Below are 20,755 nucleotides of genomic sequence, written 5' to 3'. Positions count from 1 at the left end.
CGACAATGAAACGATTCTTGCTGACGGGTTTCGTACTGGCGGCGACGGCTTGCGCAAACGCGCCGCCAGTCAATACGGATTCCGAATCGATTTCGGCAACGCATGCCTTGCTTCCCGATACCGATTCGTTCGTACTCGACGCCGGGCCGCAAGGCCCGAGTTATCGCGTCTGGCTCTATCATCCGGATGCAGCCAGTGCCATAGCGCCGCGCGCAGCAGCCGAAGGTGCCGATGCCTGCGCGCGTGAAGGTGCCCCGCCGCTACTCGTGCTGCTCGATGGCAACGCCACATTTGCCCTCGCGGTGAGCGCCGCGCGTCTGCAGGCGCGTTTGATCGGACCGGTGACGATTGCCGCCGTCGCCGCCGATAACGATGCGCTCTTCGACGAACGCCAGCGTTTCCGCGATTTCACCACGCCCAGCCGCGACGGCTGGGGCGTGGCGCGCGACGCACAAAACAAGCCGCTGCAAACCGGCGGCGCGCAGGCTTTCGAAACGTTCGTCAACGACGTACTGCCGCACGCTATCGAAGCGCGTACGCATGAAACGCCGGGGTCTCGCATGCTGTTCGGCCACTCGCTCGGCGGCTATTTCGTGCTGCACGATGCGCTATCGCATCCGCAGGCGTATTCGCGCTATATGGCGGCCAGCCCTTCGCTCTGGTGGGATGCCGGCGCATTGCTCGACCAGGTGCACGACGCTGCGCGTACTGCGCACGTAACGGCGACTTCGCCGCTGATTCCGCTCGCGATTCGCGTCGGCGGCGACGAGCAGCGCCTCGCGCCCAACAGCCCACCCGCACGTGTCGAACGCGTGCAGCGCGCTGCGATGATCGACAATGCGCGTGCTTTCACGACGGTGCTGCAAGCGACGCCCGCGCTCGGTTTCAATGCCGATCTGCAGATCTACCCAGGCCAGAACCACGTTTCATACTTGCCTGCCGCGATCAGCGAAGCGGTGACGCTTGCCGCGCAACACACGTGCGCCAAACCGCAGCCACGCTAGGCGACAACCCATAACGTTAGCGAGCGTGATGCACGATGCCCGGCCAGCGCGGTAGCGAATAACCGGGTATCGTGTGGGCTGATCAAAACCGCGCCCTCGCCCATGAATCCGACCCAACGTTATCGAGTTCCCGCACGTCACGCGCTAAAGCGTGCGGCGTTCGTCGCCGCTGCGTCACTTGCGCTCTTTGCTGCGGGATGCGCCGCGCCCACCCAGCAGGCTGCGCAGAATACGCAGCCTCAGCAGGCAACGGCGGCTTCTCTCGATGCCGCCATTAGCGGTGCGCAGCGTAGCGATCGCGCCAAAGCACGCGACGTGTATCGGCACCCGAAGGAAACGCTGCAATTCTTCGGCGTCGAGCCGACGCAAAAGGTGCTGGAGATCGCGCCCGGCGGCGGCTGGTACACGGATATTCTCGCGCCCTGGCTGCACGATCGCGGCCATCTTTACGAAGCGCAGTACATCAGCACGTCGCTGGAACTCGCAGCGGAAGATCGCGATACCGATGCCGCCTTCCTGCGCAAGATCGCAGGGAATCAGTCGATATATGGCAACGTCGTGATGGGCTCGCTGCACGCGGGCGCGTTCAAAGGCTTCGACGCTCAAGGCCAGTTCGATCGCGTCCTCACGTTCCGCAACATCCACAACTGGATCAAGGATGGCCAGATCGATGCGAACCTGCACGCTTTCTGGGTCGCGCTAAAACCCGGCGGCGTTCTGGGCGTGGAAGAGCATCGCGCCAGGCGCGGCGCGACCGTGCAGCAGATGATCGATAGCGGCTATGTGACGGAAGATTATGTAATCGAGCATGCGCAGGCAGCGGGTTTCGTGCTGGCCGCGCGCAGCGAGATCAACGCAAATCCGAAAGACACCAAGGATTATCCGCACGGTGTCTGGTCGCTGCCGCCCAGCTATCAAGGCGGTGACGTGGACCGCGCGCGCTTCGCCGCGATTGGCGAGTCGGATCGAATGACGCTGCGGTTTATCAAGCCTTGATATCGCCGGTCAGCGAAGGTTCACGCATCGACCGACATCGATTGTTGTGAAGCCACCAGTTTGGGCGGCGGATTGCATTGGCAGATGCACAGATCGTCGCTCAATGCTGCGTGGCGGCCATCCGGCGCGGTCATGACCTGACGCGGTCCGTCGCACTGGATTTTCCCCGTGCTGTTGCATGCGGGGCATTGCACATCATCGCCTTCGTGCGCGACATCGCTACCGGTGAACTGGATTGACGTGTGCGTTGCGATGACCGTGCCATTTGCGGTGGTCTTGTCGCCATTGAGTATCAGATAACGCTTCATAGATCACAGAGTCCTGTAACGATTCATCAGTCTGGCGTAAAGAACGCATTTTTCCTGTATTGCGTCGATTACGCCAGCAATAGTTCAAGCCGCTCGATAATCGCCTTGAAGAGCGGTCGCGCTGCCACGCTTTCATTCAGACATTCGCGCACCAATGCCGCCAGCGCGTCGCCCTTGGCGTCCGCTGCGTAAATCGCGCGCTGCGCCAGTTCTTCCAGCAGACAGCCAAACGCGCGCACTTCGATCCGTTCGAATGCTTGCGCTCGTGCGTCGTCATCGACGCCATGAAACGAAGCCGCGCCGAAATCGCCCAGCAGCGCATGGCCCGCGCCGTCGTGCAGGATGTTGTGCGCATAGAGATCGCCGTGCATGATGCCGCGCGCATGCAAATGTTGCGCCGCCGAAGCAATCCCACGTGCAATGCCCAGCGCGGCATGCCAGTCGAATCGCACATCGGCGGCATAGATATCGCGCGTGCAGGAGTCGAGGCTGGGCGGCCCGGCAAGATTGCTGAATGCCGGATCGATCAGCGCCATCACCAGGCCGTGCTCGTCGAGCGGATGCCCCGCAATCTTGCCCAGCACGGGAATCAGATTCGGATGCTGCCCGGCCTGCAGGCACGCGGCCATTTCCAGATCGGGCAAACCGTCGCTCGTCACCGCGCCCTTGAACAGTTTGACGGCCACGGCATCGAGCGGATGCCCATCCTTGAGCAGACGCGTCGCGCGATGAATCACGCCCGATGCGCCTTCGCCAAGCGTCTGACCAAGCGCCAGCGTGGACCACGCAATATCGGGCACCGGCGCGTTCGTCATGGCTGCCTGTTCGCGCGCCGCGTTAAACGGATTGCCTGCATACGCCAGCCACGCGAGGCGCGGCAAGCTCAGCAGCCAGCCGGGCAACGCATCGAATTGATTCGCCGATATCCGCAGCAATTCAAGCCGCGAGCATGCCGCCATCGTTTCGGGCAACGCACGCAGACGATTGCCCGCCAGCATCAGCTTTTGCAGATGGGGCCGCTCGCCAAGTTCAGGCGGCAAGGTGTCGATGTCGTTATCGGTGAGAATCAGCCAGCGCAATTGCGCGGGCAATGCGCTGGCAGGCACGTGCCGGATGCGATTCGATTTGAAACCCACCATGCTCAGCGCGGCACACTCGCCCAGCATCCGCGGCAGTTCGGTGAATGGGTTTTGCGAGGCAAACAGAATGCGCAGCCGATGCAGGCGCGGTAAGTCGTCCGGTAAGGACGTGAGCGCGTTGCCGGAAAGATCGAGCACCTCCAGCGTGTCGGCGAGGTCGAAAATCTCGCGCGGAAATTCGGTCAAACCGCACGCGAGTTTGAGATGACGTGCGCCGGCAAGTTGCCCGGCGCGCAGTGAGTCGAGAGTGGCAGTGGTCACGCTGGGAATCGCTCTGGCATGAAAGAGAATGCGCGGCGGCGAGGCGCGCCGCCCGTTTATCGACATTCTAGCGGCATGGCAGCGTCACGCCGCGCGGGCAGTGCCGTGCCGGGAACTTGCGCCAGCGCGCCGGGCGCGCGATCATCGTTCACCGCACGACTTTCTGAATCCGGTTTTCGAACTCACTCCCAGCGCCATGATCGAAATTCTCGGCAAGACCCCGTCTATCAATGTCCGCAAAGTGCTCTGGACCTGCACCGAACTCAATCTGCCTTTTACGCGCGAAGATTGGGGATCGGGATTTCGCTCCACACAAACGCCCGAATTCCTGGCGCTGAATCCCAATGCCCTCGTGCCGGTGATCAAGGACGGCGATTTCGTGTTGTGGGAATCGAATTCGATCATCCGCTATCTGGCGGGGCGTTATGACGGCCAGCCTCTCTATCCCGTCGATCCTTTCGCACGCGCGCGCGTCGATCAATGGATGGACTGGCAGGCAACCGATCTGAATCGCTCGTGGAGTTATGCGTTTCTCGGCCTCGTGCGCCAATCTGCGGCCCATCAGGACGCGCAGGAAATCGCCCAGTCAATCGCGCAATGGACGCGCAATATGCACATTCTGGAAGCGCGACTGCAAGACACCGACGCATTCGTTGCGGGCGCAAGCTTCTCGCTCGCGGATATTCCCGTTGGCCTTTCCGTCAATCGCTGGTTCGGCACGCCGTTCGAGAAACCCGAATTGCCCGCTGTGAGCGCTTATGTCGAACGATTAAATGAGCGGCCAGGTTTTATGGCGTATGGCAATCGCTCGCTGACGTAAAAAGCATAAGGTTTAAAACGCGGCCCGGTGCGATACCGGGCCGCGCCATCGGCCAGAATCAGTTATCGATGTAATCGATGCCCGTCAACGGCCCGAGATGCGCAACCGTCACGAAATGCGACACTTCTTTCGTGTCGAGATTCAGTTCGCGCACATTGCCGCCCAGATCGGTAACGAATGCACGGCGGCCGTGCGCGTCCAGCGACACGCCAATCCCCTCTTTCAGCTCACGCGCCAGCACTTCATGGCCCAGCAGCCCTTCGGCCGTGATACGCGCGCGGTTGAGCGTGTTGCCGTCGTGCGAATCGTCGCCGCGATCGGTCCAGTAAAGCATGCCGTTGGCATGGTCGATATCGAGGTCGATCGGCTCCGGCAGATCGGCCAGCAGGCATTCGATATCGGGTCGCCCGGCCGGATGCGCGCCGGCGGGCAGGTCGATACCTGCGCGGAAGATACGGCCCAGGCCGGCATCGGGCGGCCCCTTCTGGGTCCAGTAGACGTGCCCATTAGGCTTGTCGAGCGCGATGCCCACGCAATGGCGCGTGGCGTCTTCGGTGTCGTCGGGGAAATTGCCGGTGCGCACGAGTTCCGTGACTTCCGTGCCGTCCAGGCGCGCGCGCATCACGCGCATGCCTTCGCGATCGCACCAGTAAAGGTGGCCGCTTTCCTTGTCGAGCACGAGCTCCTTGGGCGTGCCCGCGAGACCCGACGCCACCAGCACTTCATGCGCGCTGCCGTCGAGATTCGCGCGCTCGATCGTGCCGTCGTTCGGCGGCAGCGCGCCAGAAGCCGGATCGCCATCGATCAGATGAATGCCGGTGCCCATATTGGTCCAGTACACCACCGCGCTTTCGGCATCGACCTTGATGCCGTCCGGCGTTCGCGTGAGATTGGCGAGCACCACTTCGTGCGTACCATCCGCGCACAACCCAATGATCGCGGGCGGACGCGCCTGCAACACGTAAAGTTTGCCTTGCTTCGTTGCCATCGTAGATGCCTCCATCTGGTCAAGATAACCGTCGCTTTACCGCTGGATTCGACCCAAAGACGCGCCAACACCAAACCACAATCGGGCCACTTTGCGCAGGCTACCTCAGCTTGCGATACAACTCCGTGAACCTTGCCAACTCGCGCTGCAACGCACCAGAACGAGGCGCTTTACGACCTTCCGCTTACGCGCATTTACAGAATGCCTACACATCGCGCGGGAACTGAGCGCACGTTGGCGCTGTCATTCAAGGTATCGATTTTGCTGGCCTCGCATGGTCACGCCCTTCACTCGAACCGGATAGCCGAAGCGAAATCATGCCCACGAATCCCGCCACTCCCGCCACCCCCGACTCAGCCGCCAGCGCCAAGGTGTCTTCGCAGCCTCACGATGCTCCCACGGCATCTCCCGCACCGGCCGGCCGCCATCGCGCTCCGCCCTGCACGCTCGTGATCTTCGGCGCGGGCGGCGATCTCACCAGGCGCCTGTTGATGCCCGCGCTCTACAACCTCGCCGTCGATGCGCTGCTCGACGATGGCATGCAGATCATCGGCATCAATCATGGCGAGCGCGAAACGCAGCAATGGCGCGACGATCTGCACAGCGCGCTCGAACAATTCGCCGCCGATAAGGCCAGCACTTTCCACGCAGGGAAACTCGACGATCAAGCCTGGAACTGGGTCGCGCAGCGCCTGCGCTACGAGGCCGGCGAATTCGAGGACGACGCGCTTTATCAGCGTCTTGCCAAAGAGCTCTCCGGTAGCGATGGCAATACCAATGCCAATACCAATCGCAACGTCGTGTTCTATCTCGCCGTGGGCGCGCGCTTTTTCAAGCCGATCATCGAGCGTCTTGGCAAAGCCGGATTGCTCAAACAAGGCGATGGCGACAATGCCGCTTTCCGCCGTATCGTGATCGAAAAACCCTTTGGCACCGACCTCGCCTCCGCACGCGATCTGAATCGCCATTTGCTGGATTTCGCGCAGGAATCGCAGATCTATCGCATCGACCATTTTCTCGGCAAGGACACGGTGCAGAGCATTCTGGCGGTGCGTTTCGCCAATGCCTTGTTCGAGCCGATCTGGCGGCGCGAGTACATCGACAGCGTGCAGATCACCGCCGCCGAAGTGATCGGCGTGGAAGGCCGTGGCAGTTTCTACGAGCAGACCGGGGCGTTTCGCGACATGGTGCCGAACCATCTGTTCCAGTTGCTCGGCATGATTGCAATGGAGCCGCCCAATTCATTCGACGCCGAAGCCGTACGCGACAAGAAAGCCGAAATCTTCGACGCACTCAAACCGCTCGCACCGGATGACGTGGTATTCGGCCAGTATGAAAGCGGCCCGGCAGGCGGGGCGTATCGCGACGAACCGAATGTCGCGAAAGATAGCCGCACTGAAACCTATGCCGCCGCGCGCGTGCATATCGACAACTGGCGCTGGGCGGGCGTGCCGTTTTATTTGCGCACCGGCAAGCGACTCGCGTCACGGCGCACGGAAATTGCCGTGCAACTGAAAAGCGTGCCGTTCCGGCTCTTTCGCGACACGCCCGTCGATGCCTTGACGCCCAACGTACTCACACTGCGCATCGACCCATCGCATGGCACGAGTTTCGATTTCAACGTCAAAACACCGGGACCAGTGATGGAAATCGGCGCGGTGCGTTCGTCGTTCGATTACGACGACTTCTTCGCGCAACACGCGAATGTGGGTTATGAAACGCTGCTTTACGATTGCATGCTCGGCGATGCAACGCTATTCCAGCGCGCCGATAGCATCGAAGCGACCTGGGCAGCAGTGGACGATGTGCTGCATCCGAAAGACGGCGATGCGGTGCCCGTGCACGACTACGCTTCGGGCAGCGCGGGCCCCCAAGAAGCCGACGCGTTGCTCGCGCAGGACGGCCGCGCATGGCGCACGCTAACGCCGGCAGAATCAAAAAAGCGGTAATACAGTGCAGTGAAGCAAGCTGCAGGCATTCAATATCGATGGAGGCGCGCGTGACAAGCCAGAAAACTGCCGTAAAAAAGACTTCGAAAAGCACGGCTCAAAAGATTGAAAACATCCTTGCTATCGATATTGGCGGCACCGGCCTGAAAGCCGCCATTGTCGATGCGCAGGGCAATATGCGCACGGAGCGCGTGCGCGTGGCCACGCCCCACCCTTGCCCGCCCGATCTTCTCGTCGAGACCTTGCATACACTGGTTGCGCCGCTGATCCAGCAATACCCCGCCACGCATGTGTCGATCGGGTTCCCCGGCTTCGTGCGCAACAATCACGTGTTGACGGCCCCGCATCTGGGCGTCGAAGGCTGGAGCGATGTGCCGCTCGCGCAGAAGCTCGGCGAGCGACTGGGCATTGCGTCGGTACGCATGATCAACGACGCGGAAATGCAGGGCTTTGCCGCCATCGAAGGTCACGGTCTGGAGTTTGTGCTCACGCTGGGCACGGGTGCGGGCACCGCGCTCTTTCGCGATGGCGAATTGATGCCGCATCTGGAACTTGCGCATCATCCGGTCAGCAAGAAACACGCGTATGACGAATATATCGGCGATGCGGCGCGTCGCAAGGCGGGCAACAAACGCTGGAATCAACGCGTGCAGAAAGTTATCGGCATTCTCGAATCGCTCGTGCATTACGACAAGCTCTGGATTGGCGGCGGCAACGCCGAACGCCTGTCTTTCGATTTGCCGCCCAATGTCGCAACCGTGCCGAACGATCGCGGCATTGAAGGCGGCGCGCGATTGTGGCATCCGCGCTCGGTGCGCGAAAAATTGCCGGTTTCCTGATGCGATGCCGAAAGCCGTCGCGGCCGGATAACGAGGCTCGACGGTCGAATTTCATTTCGATCTGGATTCCTTATCGATTCGCTCATTCTCGTTTTCGGCGCCAATAGATCGCCGCATTCCGGCACCAAATAAGTAATATTTACCGACCCAGCACGAATAAAACGGCAGAAAGAACCCGTTCTACCGACGCGCGACGAATCAGACGGAGTATATTGTGCGCTGATGCAGCGGTTGCGCGCCGCCGCCTCGCAGCCATCCTCGATGGCGCGCCTTTTTACTCCGTCGCTCCATGCAAGAAGAATCCATTCAGGCTCACGCGCCTTCGGGAATCGCGTCGCTGCCGCTGCTCTCGTGGGGCAGCCATATCGGCCAGCTTTTTCGGTCGGCCGACGATCTGCGCGACACCCTCGTGCCGTATTTCCAGGCAGGTCTCGCGAATAACGAGCGCTGCCTCTGGGTCACCGAAGCGCCGTTCGGCGCCGACGAGGCGCGCGCCGCCCTGCGCGCCGTCGTGCCCGATCTGGACGCGCGCGAGCAGCAAGGACAGATCGAGATCCAGGACGTCCGTGGTTTCTACTCGAAAGGCGAACCGCTGCACGCGGAGGCCCTGATCGCCGGCTTGCTGGAGCGCGAGCGCGAAGCCCTGGCCGCCGGTTATCGCGGGCTGCGGACCAACGGCAACTGCTCGTGGGTCGGCAAGGCGGAATGGGACGATTTCCTCGATTACGAATCCAGCGTGCAGGAGATGGTGCGCGGGCGGCGGCTGATCTGCATGTGCAGCTACCGGCATGACGGCATCGACGCCGCCGAAGCCCGCGACGTGCTGGACCGCCATCAGTTCGTGCTGCGCAGCGCGGCGTCCGATCTCGCGGCCAACGCCAACGATACCGCCAGCGCCAAACCTGCCGCCGATGCCGAAGACCAGCGCGAAATCGACGCCATTCAGGCGATCGCCGTGCTGGGTCACGATCTGCGCAATCCGCTCGCGGCAATCGGTGCGGGCGCGCGTCTGTTGCGACTGGGCAAGCTGGACGAACGCGAGCGCGCGATTTCCGAAACCATTGGCCGCAGCGTGCGCCATATGACGGCGCTCATCGACGATATTTCCGATGCGAGCCGCAGCCGCTTTATCGACGGCATTCCCGTGCGTCTCGCGCACGAAGGGCTCGAAGCGGCGCTGAATCACGCGGTCGAGGAACTGCGCCTCGCGCATCCGCAACGGCAGATCGATCTGTCGATTTCGCTCACGCGGCCGGTCGCCACCGACCCGGTCTATATGGCGCGCATGCTGTCCAATCTGGTGAAAAACGCCCTCACGTATGGCTCGCAGAACGCGCCGGTTCAGGTCACGGCCAGCGATACCGACGGCTTCACGCTAAGCGTCAGCAACCAGGGCCCGGCGATTCCGCCCGAGATGCACGAGCGCCTGTTCGCGCCGTTCACGCGCGGCAATGTGCGCGAAGAGCAGCGCGGCCTGGGGCTCGGGCTTTATATCGTCGCTGAAATTGCGCGCGCGCACGGCGGCACCGTCGATCTGGTGTCGAACGACGCGCAAACCCGCTTCACCTTCCACATGCCTGCGAGCGATATGGGCAACTGAGTGCGCTTTCATCCCGATGGGCGTTGTCAAAGTTTCGATATATACGCGAGAATATATTGATACCGATAACCCCAACGATGGAGCCCCCGCACGTGAACAGCGACACCCGAGAAGCCGTCGGCGCACCGTTTTCCCCTGCTGCCATGGAGCATGCGCGCGTGATGACCTGGCAGGCGGTCGACAGGATCGCCGCCGCTATCCGGCCCGGCATGCGCGAATCCGAAGCCAATGCGCAAGGCAAGGCGATTCTCCAGCAGATGGGCATGGATCGCATCTGGCATCCAATTCTGATCCGCTTTGGCGAAAACACGCTGCGCACCTTCAAGGAGCGCTCCGAAAGCGATCCCGTGCTGGGCGAGAACGATATTTTCTTCGTCGATCTCGGTGTCGTGTGGGACCGCCACGAAGGCGATGCGGGCGCCACCTTCGTGACCGGCGACGACCCGGACATGCAGCGCTGCGCGCAAGCCGCAAAGATCGTTTTCGATGAGGTCGAGCATCACTGGCGCAGCACCGGTTGCAGCGGCGCGGCGCTCTACGACTACGCGGCTCAGCGCGCGCAGGCGCACGGTTGGCGTCTGAACGTGGATATCAAGGGTCACCGCGTCAGCGACTTCCCGCACGCGATCTACAAGGCCGGCAATCTCGCCGATTTCGATCAGGCGCCCGCGGCGGGATTATGGATTCTGGAGATCCAGATCGCGCATCCCACGCGTGCCTTCGGCGCGTTTTACGAAGACCTGCTCGCGTAAAACAAGGGCTTGACGCCATGCGGCACACGGCATATCCGGCATGCAGGCTGCCAGATGAAGCCCGCCTGGCATGGCGTTTCGCGCCGACCAGGCAATTTCCCTGATTTGACGAACCGATATATCGACACGTATACAACAAGAATAAATCCCCACACGATCGGCGGTTCGCATGTCCCGGGAAGTCATCGACTCCTATCTGCTCAAGGTTCTCCACACACTCGTCACCGAAGCCAGCGTTTCGCGCACCGCGCTGCTGCTCGGTCAATCGCAACCCACGGTAAGCGTCGCGCTGCGCCGCTTGCGCGCCATGACGGGCGATCCGCTGCTTGTGCGCAGCGGCAGCCGCATGGTGCCCACCAGTCACGCCCTCACGCTGATCGAACCGGCCGCGCAGGCGCTCGCCGGTATCGCTGCGATTCTCAATCCCACGACCGCATTCGATCCGGCCACCACGCGGCGCACGTTTCTGATCGGCTCGCCCGATTATCTCGACGTGTTCTTTCTACCCGCCATCGTCGATGCGTTTCATACGCAGGCGCCGCGCGCACGCATCGAATTCCAGCATCTGATGATGGTCGATGGCGGCTATGGACACGGGCTCGAAAGCGGCACGCTCGATCTGGTGATCGGCAACTGGCGCACGCCGCCCGAGCATCTGCATTTGCAGCCGCTCTGCAAGGACGATCTGGTGTGTTTGATGCGCGCGCAACATCCCATCAAGCCCGGCAACCTGAATCAGGCCGTGTATGAAGAGGCCGAACATCTGGCGGTGACGACGCATAACGCCACGGGGCTGGGCACGATCGACGCGGAGCTTTCGCGTAATGGGCTCTCGCGCAACGTCACGACGACGCTGCCCTACTTCGGCATGGCGCCTTATGTGCTGATGCGCTCGAATCTGCTGTTCACGACAACGCGCGCACTGGCGACGCACTACTGCAATCTGTTGCCGCTGCGCATCGAGCCCTTGCCCGGCGAGCCGCGCGCGCTCACGTATTACCAGCTCTGGCACGATCGCACGCATCGCAGCACGGCGGCCGTGTGGCTGCGTCATCTCGTGGCCGGTGTCGCCAAAGGATTGATTCGCTAAGGCTTGATTCGCTCATACTTTAAAAGCAACAAAAAAAGCACCGCGGGCGCGGGCTCGCGGTGCGAAACGCCTCGTATCGGCCCCCGCAGACAGGAAGAATGCGGGCGCCGATACGCGAGCGCGACAGGTGGTCGGTCAGATAAAGCAGCCTGTCGGAGAGCCCAATCGATACTACGGAGTGCTTGCCATCTCCTTCAACAATGCGGCCTTGTCGGCCGTTGCCGCGCCAAGCAGCGCGAAGCCACTCATGCGCTGCGTGGCGTCGTCTGCGCAGATGGCCCGCAAGGCATGGGCGCTATCGGGCGCGCCCGCTTCAACGCGCCAACGCCCGGGCGCACGGTCCGGCGTCACTACCACGGCCGGCACGGCAGGCGTTTTGACGACAATCGGCATGACCGGAAAGTCCACCCGCGTCAGCCTGCCGCTGAGCGTTTGCGCGAGCGCGCGCGCCGCGTGCATGATCGGCAGCACGTAGGGTTGCACGCGGCCTTCGATGGCCGCGCAATCGCCTAGCGCATAGACATCGGGCGCGCTCGTGCGGCACCACGCATCGGTGGCGATGCCGCCTTCGATCTGCAAACCCGCGGCGCTCGCCAGCGAAGTGCGCGGCACGAGGCCGATGGCGGACACGACAAGATCGGCGTCGAGTGTGCTCCCGTCGCTCAAGGTCAGCCGATAACCCGGCTCGCGCTTCGCGATCGATTGCACGCCGCGCTCGAGGCGCAGGTCCACGCCCGCGGCGGCAAGCCCGCGCGCGAACGTCTCGCCCGCTTCCGCAGGCAAGAGACGCGCGAGCGGCGCGGGCGCAGGATCGATCAGCGTCACCGCATAGCCGGCCGCCAGCAGATCGTTGGCGAACTCGCAGCCGATCAACCCCGCGCCCAGCAGCGCCACCGACCTGCATGCCGCCAGCCGCTCGCGAAAGCGCGCGTAATCGCCGAGATCGTTCACCGAAAGCACGTCGGCCGCACCATCGCCTTCGACCGGCACGCGGCGCGGGTCCGCACCGGTTGCCAGCACCAGCGCACGATAACGCAGCCGCTGCCCATCGACGACAATCGCATGTTCTTCCGGCACCAACCGCTCGACCTGCCGGTGCGTCCAGACGCGCGCATTCAGTTGCTGCGCCATGGCGGCCGCATCGAAACGCGCGATCTCATGCGGCGCGGTGCGCGTCGCCAATGCATTCGACAAGGCAGGCTTCGAATAGAAACGCCCGTCGTCGCGGCTCACGATCAGCAACGGCGTTTCGCTATCGAGCTTGCGCCATTCGCGCGCGACCGTATAACCCGCCAGCCCCGTACCGACGATCACCATCGGTTCCTGCGTGGCGTCGTGTTGCGTGTTGAGCGTCATGCCACCACCTGCATTTCGAAGTCATGCTTGCCGGTTGCGCAATCGGGGCACATCCAGTCGTCGGGCACATCTTCCCAGCGCGTGCCCGGCGCGATGCCCGCTTCGGGGATTCCTGCGGCCTCGTCGTAACGAAAGCCGCAAATCACGCATTCCCAGATCTTCATGTTGTTGCTCCCGTTCGCATCAACGCACGTACGACTGGCCCAGACCGATTTCAGCGAGCGCACGGCGATACGCGCCTGACGAGCGATCGGCAAGAATCGGCGCTTCCTGCGAGCGGTCGATCGGCAGATCTTCCGGGCATTGCAATTCGACGATCGCGCGGTCTTCCTCGAATACCTGACGATTAAAGGCATAGACATCGTCGAGCGGCAGATCCTGATCGAAGTTGCGCGCGATCGGCACGAACAGTCGAGTGAGACGCGCGGAAACCGGGCTCGCCGCATTGAGAATCGCGAGGCGCCCGTTCTCCGGGAAATGCACCGTGAGGCGCGCGAAGAATGGCACATCGACTTCGAACACGCGGCGCCACACAAAATCCTCCGGCGCGCGATGCTGCATCGACTTGGGGAAATTGCTCACCGTGCTCACGTATTCGGCGCGCAGACCGTTCGGGCGGCGCTCGACGGAATATTGCGGCACGACCGGGTTATGGCGATCGGCGAAGCTGTCGTGATGAATCCACGCGAAGTGCGCAACGTCGATAAAGCCTTCCGTTTGCCGCCCCGCCGAGGCGCGAATATCGATCGATGGCGGCAGGATCTGCTGATAGCCTTCGGTGTTCCAGGCCGGAAATTCAGGCAGCGCAATCTCGCCACCGCCGAGCGACACCCACACCAGGCCGTATGCTTCCTGCGCGGCGTAAGTGGTCAGGCAAAGCCGATCGGGAATCGGTCCTTCGGGCTGCGAAGGAATATGCACGCACTTGCCGCTCGCCTCGTAAGCCAGGCCGTGATACGGACAGACCAGATTGCCGTTATCGATCCAGCCCTCGCTCAACGGCGCACCGCGATGCGGGCATACGTTGCGCGCGGCCACCACGCGCCCCTGCGTGCGATAGACCACCAGCGCTTCGTCGAGCAGCGTGACGGCGAGTGGCTTGTCCTGAACTTCCGCGGCAAAGGCGACGGGATGCCAGTAGCGGCTGAGGATGTCCCAATCGTGGGCGTCGAAGGTGCAGTGGCGGGGCATGGCCGGCTGACGTGGCCGCGTGAGCGCGGCAAGCTGGGCTTGCGTCATGGTGCTGTCTCCTGGATCGTGTTGTGGGGCGATACGGTCGCGGCGGTGTTCGCTGCGTGGAGACAACGATAGCCAGATGCGCGGGCAGAACCCATACCTGCGCGGTCATGTAGTCTATGTAGGGGGAAGCATGGCGGGAATTAATGCTTGGTGCTGCCTGAGTGTGGCATCCCGTGACGGTGTTAACGCGAGCACTCGAGACTGCATCAGGCCAGCGTTGCGAGCTAGAGAGGATGCGAGGTGTTATTTCACCGAGCGGCGCTTGAAACATAGCTTGCAGCTCGCTCAGCACGGGTCGCATCCCGCAGTTCGTTACCTTGCGCGTCACAGATGTAGTAACCGCCTTGACGCGGATCGAAGCGATAGAAGTGGGTCTTGGAACTGGCGACTGGAGATGTGTCGTAGCCGGTGAGATCCGCACCAGGGTGGCATAGACGTTCAACTTCCTCTGGCCAGCGAAAGCGCGCATTCCAGTATGCTGCCCATCGGTCGATCAGGAATCCGAAACCAAGGTAGTAGAAGATATCGAATGTCTTTCGAAACTGGCCGGAAGCTTTGCGTGGTTCGAAGCCCGGTTCTGGATGTTCGGACGGTGCGATCGCTTCCAAACCCTCCTCCATGTAGCGGCGGATGAATTCCCAACGATAGAAGGCGAGGCTCAGACCGGAGTCGGATACATCAAAGTTTCCCGTGACCGGGATCACCTCTGATTTTGCTTTTTCCGCGTACAGTTTCGTAGGAAAATATATATTAAGATCAACAGATCCTAATCGAACAATCTTTGCAAAAGGATATGCATCACGCCATGGAAAAGTAAATAGCTTTTTTCCATAAAAAACGTGCACAACCTGGGCCTGACGATTGAACAAAACTCGCCCACCCGGAAAACTTATCGCGAAAATAAATAGGCCAAATAAGCTTAAAGCAAGAAACTCACCGATCAAAGAAATAAATGATATATTCTTTACACTAATACATCCAGCGACAGTTGCCACAAGCGTAACGGTGTGCCAAGTTGATGCCAAATAGGCATTAGACAAGATGGATTCTTTTAAAAAAGTATTCTCCATATATTTCTCGTTGTAGCGTGCAGAGTCGGTGATATCAGTCCAAAATTTCACATCACCTCTCCACATAGCCAGTGTTGGACGAGGCAAGGCTAACCGATCTTTATGACATCTCAATCGCGCCAACTCTTCTTCGAAGCTACGCCTGTTTTTATTGATTTTACTGAAAATATTCATAATTAACTTTGACTACGTGGCAACTCAAAATTGACGTCCTGGTCACTAAATACGTTGGACCAGTAGGTGATAGCAGTCCCACCAATTTGCGTCTGAGTGTTGAATGTCAGAATTACGGCGCCACCCTGCAATTCAACTCTGCCCGGAACGTTCAGGGATTGCCCTACTCCAAACGCATTAATCTCCTTGTACTGGGTGATCTTGTATGCACTGATTTGTGATTGCGAGCCTGGGAAAACTACCGTCATCCTCTTTGCTGACAGCCGATTGAAGGGAGCCGGACCTATACTGGGAATTGCGACCGTCGCAAGCTTTTCCATGACATGCCGGTTTGAGTCGATATAAGTCTCTTGAGACAGGCGCGCAAACGCCAGGCGTTCGGCATCCATTGTGGGAAACTGGGGATGCCTGCCCCAGATGCACTGGCCTATCATCGATGCCAATTCACTTCATGACACTCGACGGATAGGTTGCAGCCCGCTCTGCACGAGTCGCGTCCCGCAGTTCGTTGCCTTGCGCGTCACAGATGTAGTAACCGCCCTGACGCGGATCGAAGCGATAGAAGTGGGTCTTGGAACTCGCGACTGGCGAAGCGTCGTAGCCAGTGAGGTCCGCATCGGAACGGCACAAACGTTCGACTTCCTCTGGCCAGCGAAAGCGCGCATTCCAGTATGCTGCCCAGCGATCGATCAGGAAACCAAAGCCAAGGTAGTAGAAAATATCGAACGTCTTTCGAAACTGGCCAGAGGCTTTGCGTGGTTCGAAGCCCGGTTCTGGATGTTCGGACGGTGCGATGGCTTCCAAACCCTCTTCCATGTAGCGGCGGATGAATTCCCAGCGATAGAAGGCGGAGTCCAACCCAACATCCGCAACATCGAATTTTCCTGTTCTCGAGATAATCGCCCGCGTCGTCTTGTCAGCGCAGTATTTCGTTGGGAAAAAGATGTCCAAATCCACAGAGCCCAACCTAACGATCTGCGCGAATGGATATGCATTCCGCCATGGAATAGAGATTAATCGTCTTCCCCAAAAAAAATGCACAATTTGTGCTTTCCTATTGAATCGAATTCGCCCACTTGGCATCTTAATTAGCCACAAAACAAGCCACAATAGCATCAGAGAAAAAAATTCCCCAAAAAAAATTAAGAACGATATTTTTCTTGTCGTTATACACCCCAAAATAGTCGCAATAAGAGTAACGGTATGCCAAGTTGAAATTAAATAACTATCAGAAACAGTAGATTCCGCAGAAAATTGAGATTCGATATATTGATTGTTGTAGCGCGCCGAATCATTTAAATCCGTCCAAAATCTCACATCACCTTTCCACATTGCCAAATCGGGAAGTGGCAATGCCAAACGATCTTTGCTATTTTTTAATCGAACCAGCTCCTCCTCGAAGCTGCGACGATAATTTTGTTTTTTATTTTTAAACACGATTTTTTATTTATCTCGATTGCGTGGCAGCTCAAAATGGATGGCTGGGTCGCTGAATCCGTTGGGCCAGTATTTGACTGCGGTTCCACCAATTTGTGTCTGCGTGTCGAAAGTCAGAACTCCTGTATTGTCCTGCACTTCAACCCTGCCCGGATCGTTCAGGGATTGTTCCACGCCCATCGCATTAACTTCCTTGTACTGGGTAATCTTGTACGCACTGATCTGTCGTTTCCAGCCCGGGAAAACTACCGTCATCGTCCTTGCTGGCAGCCGATTGGAGAGAGCCGGACCTACGCCTGGAATCGCGAGCGTCACAAGCTTTTCCATAACGTGCCGGTCTGAGTCGATATAAGGCTCTTGAGAAAGGCGCGCAAACGCCAGGCGCTCGGCATCCATCGTGGGATACTGAGGACTCTTGCCCCAGAAACACTTGCCCAGCCAGTCGTTGATGTCCTGCTCCGCAGCCTGCTGTTTATTATAGGCAGCTATCAATGTATTAAGAATATCCAAGGACAAGATAAACCAACCCACCGGACCTGCCTCTATTTCGGCGAACGTTGATATCGCCTCGATCGCAATTGTTTCAGCGAGTTTCTTCCTAAGAAAATAAGCTGCCGCAATTCCAGCCTCGCTAAACTGCACTGTCGCACTAATAATCGAAGCCGTTTTTACACCGCCATGTTGGTCAAATACGTCGAATGCGGTCTTAACGCCCCCAAGAAACCCCGCCACACCCGCCGCCCCAATCGCCAGCCGATCCGCAAACTCTCCTGCCGCCTTGATCTTGTCGTCGGTTGCGACCCTCCCCGCCACCAACGAATCACGCTGCTGCTTCACCGCCAGCATCGCACTACGCATCGCCGAACCCGACGCCACCATCACCGCTGCATTCGTGCCAATATCCAGCGCCGTAGCCAACGTCAAACCATCGTTGCCCAATTCATTGACCGCATTGAGCAGGTTATCGGCCGCCACATAGACACCCAGCGCGCCCGCCCCCAGCTTGATCTTGTGCCAGAGCGACAACCGCGATGAAAGCCCCTTCACCACCTCTGGCGACACCGCAACCCGGGGCTTGTATGCCTGCACCCGGTACAGATCCATTTCCTTTTCCATCGCCTCGCTGATTTTTGTACGCGAGGTCTTCAGCCTGCGGAACGGCGTGATGCCCTTGATCTTCGCATCGTTGCGCAACACCTCCGGAACCTGATCCAGCGGCGTGGGCTGGCGTAGCAGCAGGTTGCCGTCCAGCATTTCGAGCATGCGTGCGTAGCGTGTTCCCGGAAACGCCTCGCCAGTCCTGATCAGGCCTTTCTTGAGCAGCAGCGCCTGCACCACCCGCGACAACTCCTGCGAAGCGCTATCGGCGGGGATTTTCTCCAGCATTTCGCCAAGCTTGTCCATCGCCTTGCTTGCATCCCTGTCGCCCACTACCGAGACTGCCTTGCGCGTACTGTCGATATATTCGGTCTGACCAGGATACCCCTGCATGGCGTAATAGAGCACGCCAGTCGGCCCTTCAGGCAGCAACTGGTCCGCCAGCGCCCGAGCACCCTCCTCGTGGCACGCCAGACCCAGAATGCAGCGGGAAACCGCTCCGCGCATTGCGCGAAAGTTGAACGCTTCCTTCGTGTCGTAGTGAGCAAGCGAGGGGATCATCGACGTCAATTCACTTCATGGCACTCGACGGATAGGTTGCAGCTCGCTCAGCACGGGTCGCATCCCGCAGTTCGTTACCTTGCGCGTCACAGATGTAGTAACCGCCTTGACGCGGATCGAAGCGATAGAAGTGGGTCTTGGAACTGGCGACTGGAGATGTGTCGTAGCCGGTGAGATCCGCACCAGGGTGGCATAGACGTTCAACTTCCTCTGGCCAGCGAAAGCGCGCATTCCAGTATGCTGCCCAGCGATCGATCAGGAAACCAAAGCCAAGGTAGTAGAAGATATCGAATGTCTTTCGAAACTGGCCAGAGGCTTTGCGTGGTTCGAAACCCGGCTCGGGATTCGAAGCGGGTGCGATGGCTTCCAAACCATCCTCCATGTAACGACGGATGAACTCCCATCGGTAGAAGGAAGAGTCCAAGCCCGCATCTGAAACATCGAAGTTTCCCGTAACCGGGATGATTTCCGATTTTACTTTGTTCGCATATGAACCCGTTGGGAAATATATATCAAGAGCAATAGACCCTAAACGAACAATTTTCGCAAAAGGGTGAGCATTACGCCACTGTAAAGCGATTAACTTTTTACCATAATATAGATGAACCAATTGAGCTTGACGATTGTATCGAATTCTTCCACTAGGCAGACTAAGCATCCATAAAAAACAAATAAGAAGTGCAGCAGTAAATAACTCGCAAAATGTCGTGAGAAAAGAAATTTCGTGAGTTTTAATACATACGGCAGTTGTCGCTAAGAAGGAAACCGTGTGCCATGCTGATACCAAATAACCATAAGATATTCCGGATTCAAACATGAACTCCGTCTCGATAAAGCGCTCGTTGTAAATTGACGAATTACTCACATCTGTTCGGAATTTCGCATCGCCTTGCCACATTGCAAGCGTCGGACGTGGCAAGGAAAGTTGATCTTTATGGTTCTTTAATCGAATCAGCTCTTCGTCGAAACTGCGTCGAGCGCTAGACTTTTTACTTTTAAACACGATCATTGATCACCTCGATTACGCGGCAAAACGAAATAGATGACTGAATCACTAAATCCGTTGGGCCAATAGGTGACAGCAGTCCCGCCAATTTGCGTCTTAGTATCGAAAGTCAGAATGCCGGCACCACCCTGTACTTCAACCCTGCCGGGATCGTTCAGAGATTGCTCCACGCCCAGCGCATTAATCTCTTTGTACTGGGTGATCTTGTACGCACTGACTTGTGGTTGCCAGCCCGGAAAAACTACCGTCATCGTTCTTGCTGGAAGTCGATTAGAGAGAGCCGGACCTATGCCAGGAATCGCGACAGTCGCAAGCTTTTCCATGACGTGCCGGTCAGAGTCGATATAGGGCTCTTGAGACAGGCGCGCAAAAGCCAGGCGTTCGGCGTCCATCGTGGGAAATTGAGAATGTTTGCCCCAGAAGCAATGGTCCAGCCAGTCGTTGATGTCCTGCTCCGCAGCCTGCTGTTTGTTATAGGCAGTAATGAGGGTGTTGAGAATATCAAGCGTCAAGATTGACCAGCCGATAGGACCTGCTTCTATTCCCGCGATATAACCCATAGCAGCAATGCCGCTGAAGCGTGCCGCCCATCCCCCAAGTAGATACGCTGCCGCGACGCCAGCTTCGGTAAACTGCACTCCTGTACTAAGGATCGACCAAGCCTTTACGGCACCGTGTTGATCCGAAGCATCAAAAGCAGTTTTGATGCTCCCAAGAAACCCCGCCACACCCGCCGCCCCAATCGCCAGCCGATCCGCAAACTCTCCTGCCACCTTGATCTTGTCGTCGGTTGCGACCCTCCCCGCCACCAACGAATCACGCTGCTGCTTCACCGCCAGCATCGCACTACGCATCGCCGAACCCGATGCCACCATCACCGCTGCATTCGTGCCAATATCCAGCGCCGTAGCCAACGTCAAACCATCGTTGCCCAATTCAGCGACCGCATTGAGCAGGTTATCGGCCGCCACATAGACACCCAGCGCGCCCGCCCCCAGCTTGATCTTGTGCCAGAGCGACAACCGCGATGAAAGCCCCTTCACCACCTCTGGCGACACCGCAACCCGG

Annotated in this window: 20 protein-coding genes; 8 read left to right on the top strand and 12 right to left on the bottom strand. The window is 59.1% G+C overall.

Going from position 1 to position 20,755, the window contains the following annotated elements; all coding sequences use genetic code 11:
* The first annotated feature begins 5 nt into the window (after positions 1-5).
* Positions 6-1,004, top strand: coding sequence for an alpha/beta hydrolase-fold protein (locus tag G3N59_RS27470; RefSeq protein WP_205985975.1), 999 nt, complete (start codon positions 6-8; stop codon positions 1,002-1,004).
* Between the two features lie 102 nt (positions 1,005-1,106).
* On the top strand, positions 1,107-2,000 hold the full coding sequence (locus G3N59_RS27465) for a class I SAM-dependent methyltransferase (RefSeq protein WP_205985974.1): 894 nt from the start codon (positions 1,107-1,109) through the stop codon (positions 1,998-2,000).
* Between the two features lie 20 nt (positions 2,001-2,020).
* Here G3N59_RS27465 and G3N59_RS27460 read toward each other — a convergent pair whose 3' ends face one another.
* Both G3N59_RS27460 and G3N59_RS27455 read right to left on the bottom strand, forming a co-directional pair.
* A complete protein-coding gene (locus tag G3N59_RS27460; RefSeq protein WP_205985973.1) occupies positions 2,021-2,308 on the bottom strand; it encodes a PAAR domain-containing protein in 288 nt (95 codons plus the stop codon).
* Positions 2,309-2,376: 68 nt separating this feature from the next.
* Positions 2,377-3,708, bottom strand: a complete 1,332-nt coding sequence (locus G3N59_RS27455; protein ID WP_346777946.1) for a leucine-rich repeat-containing protein kinase family protein — start codon at positions 3,706-3,708, stop codon at positions 2,377-2,379.
* A 196-nt stretch (positions 3,709-3,904) separates the two neighbouring features.
* On the opposite strand from G3N59_RS27455, the gene G3N59_RS27450 reads away from it, so the two are divergent.
* Positions 3,905-4,528, top strand: a complete 624-nt coding sequence (locus tag G3N59_RS27450; protein WP_205985971.1) for a glutathione S-transferase — start codon at positions 3,905-3,907, stop codon at positions 4,526-4,528.
* A gap of 58 nt (positions 4,529-4,586) precedes the next feature.
* Here the strand turns inward: G3N59_RS27450 and G3N59_RS27445 are convergent, their stop codons facing one another.
* Positions 4,587-5,516: a hypothetical protein gene (locus G3N59_RS27445; RefSeq protein ID WP_205985970.1), complete on the bottom strand. Its 930-nt coding sequence runs from the start codon at positions 5,514-5,516 to the stop codon at positions 4,587-4,589.
* Positions 5,517-5,833: 317 nt separating this feature from the next.
* Here G3N59_RS27445 and zwf point away from each other — a divergent pair, with 317 nt between their 5' ends.
* From zwf to G3N59_RS27420, 5 genes are all read left to right on the top strand, one after another.
* Entirely contained in the window at positions 5,834-7,465 is a 1,632-nt protein-coding gene (gene zwf / locus G3N59_RS27440; protein WP_205985969.1) for a glucose-6-phosphate dehydrogenase, read from the top strand.
* A 50-nt stretch (positions 7,466-7,515) separates the two neighbouring features.
* The gene (locus G3N59_RS27435) at positions 7,516-8,304 is read left to right on the top strand and encodes an ROK family protein (RefSeq protein ID WP_346777945.1); all 789 of its coding nucleotides are present in this window, start codon (positions 7,516-7,518) and stop codon (positions 8,302-8,304) included.
* Positions 8,305-8,593: 289 nt separating this feature from the next.
* Positions 8,594-9,904, top strand: coding sequence for an MEDS domain-containing protein (locus tag G3N59_RS27430; RefSeq protein ID WP_205985967.1), 1,311 nt, complete (start codon positions 8,594-8,596; stop codon positions 9,902-9,904).
* A 92-nt stretch (positions 9,905-9,996) separates the two neighbouring features.
* A complete protein-coding gene (locus tag G3N59_RS27425; RefSeq protein WP_205985966.1) occupies positions 9,997-10,656 on the top strand; it encodes a M24 family metallopeptidase in 660 nt (219 codons plus the stop codon).
* 169 nt (positions 10,657-10,825) lie between these two features.
* On the top strand, positions 10,826-11,746 hold the full coding sequence (locus tag G3N59_RS27420) for a LysR family transcriptional regulator (RefSeq protein WP_205985965.1): 921 nt from the start codon (positions 10,826-10,828) through the stop codon (positions 11,744-11,746).
* Positions 11,747-11,917: 171 nt separating this feature from the next.
* Here the strand turns inward: G3N59_RS27420 and G3N59_RS27415 are convergent, their stop codons facing one another.
* The 9 genes from G3N59_RS27415 to G3N59_RS27375 all read right to left on the bottom strand — a co-directional run.
* Entirely contained in the window at positions 11,918-13,102 is a 1,185-nt protein-coding gene (locus tag G3N59_RS27415; RefSeq protein ID WP_205985964.1) for an FAD-dependent oxidoreductase, read from the bottom strand.
* Entirely contained in the window at positions 13,099-13,266 is a 168-nt protein-coding gene (locus G3N59_RS27410; RefSeq protein WP_027819204.1) for a rubredoxin, read from the bottom strand. The genes G3N59_RS27415 and G3N59_RS27410 overlap by 4 nt, the downstream gene beginning before the upstream one ends.
* A 19-nt stretch (positions 13,267-13,285) precedes the next feature.
* Positions 13,286-14,341, bottom strand: coding sequence for an aromatic ring-hydroxylating dioxygenase subunit alpha (locus tag G3N59_RS27405; protein ID WP_205985963.1), 1,056 nt, complete (start codon positions 14,339-14,341; stop codon positions 13,286-13,288).
* A gap of 248 nt (positions 14,342-14,589) precedes the next feature.
* Positions 14,590-15,462, bottom strand: a complete 873-nt coding sequence (locus tag G3N59_RS27400; RefSeq protein ID WP_205985962.1) for a hypothetical protein — start codon at positions 15,460-15,462, stop codon at positions 14,590-14,592.
* A 125-nt stretch (positions 15,463-15,587) separates the two neighbouring features.
* On the bottom strand, positions 15,588-15,974 hold the full coding sequence (locus tag G3N59_RS27395) for a hypothetical protein (protein ID WP_205985961.1): 387 nt from the start codon (positions 15,972-15,974) through the stop codon (positions 15,588-15,590).
* Between the two features lie 55 nt (positions 15,975-16,029).
* A complete protein-coding gene (locus G3N59_RS27390) occupies positions 16,030-17,022 on the bottom strand; it encodes a DUF6708 domain-containing protein (RefSeq protein WP_205985960.1) in 993 nt (330 codons plus the stop codon).
* A gap of 6 nt (positions 17,023-17,028) precedes the next feature.
* Complete coding sequence (locus G3N59_RS27385; protein ID WP_205985959.1) at positions 17,029-18,690, bottom strand: hypothetical protein; 1,662 nt, start codon at positions 18,688-18,690, stop codon at positions 17,029-17,031.
* A gap of 1 nt (position 18,691) precedes the next feature.
* Positions 18,692-19,690: a hypothetical protein gene (locus G3N59_RS27380; protein WP_205985958.1), complete on the bottom strand. Its 999-nt coding sequence runs from the start codon at positions 19,688-19,690 to the stop codon at positions 18,692-18,694.
* Positions 19,687-20,755, bottom strand: a 1,069-nt coding sequence (locus tag G3N59_RS27375) for a hypothetical protein (protein WP_205985957.1), incomplete at its 5' end; no start/stop codon positions are given. The genes G3N59_RS27375 and G3N59_RS27380, both read right to left, overlap by 4 nt.

Source organism: Paraburkholderia sp. Ac-20340 (assembly GCF_017104965.1).
Taxonomy (GTDB): domain Bacteria; phylum Pseudomonadota; class Gammaproteobacteria; order Burkholderiales; family Burkholderiaceae; genus Paraburkholderia.
The sequence above is the reverse complement of the archived record's forward strand: the minus strand, read 5'-3'. Positions and strand labels throughout refer to the sequence as shown.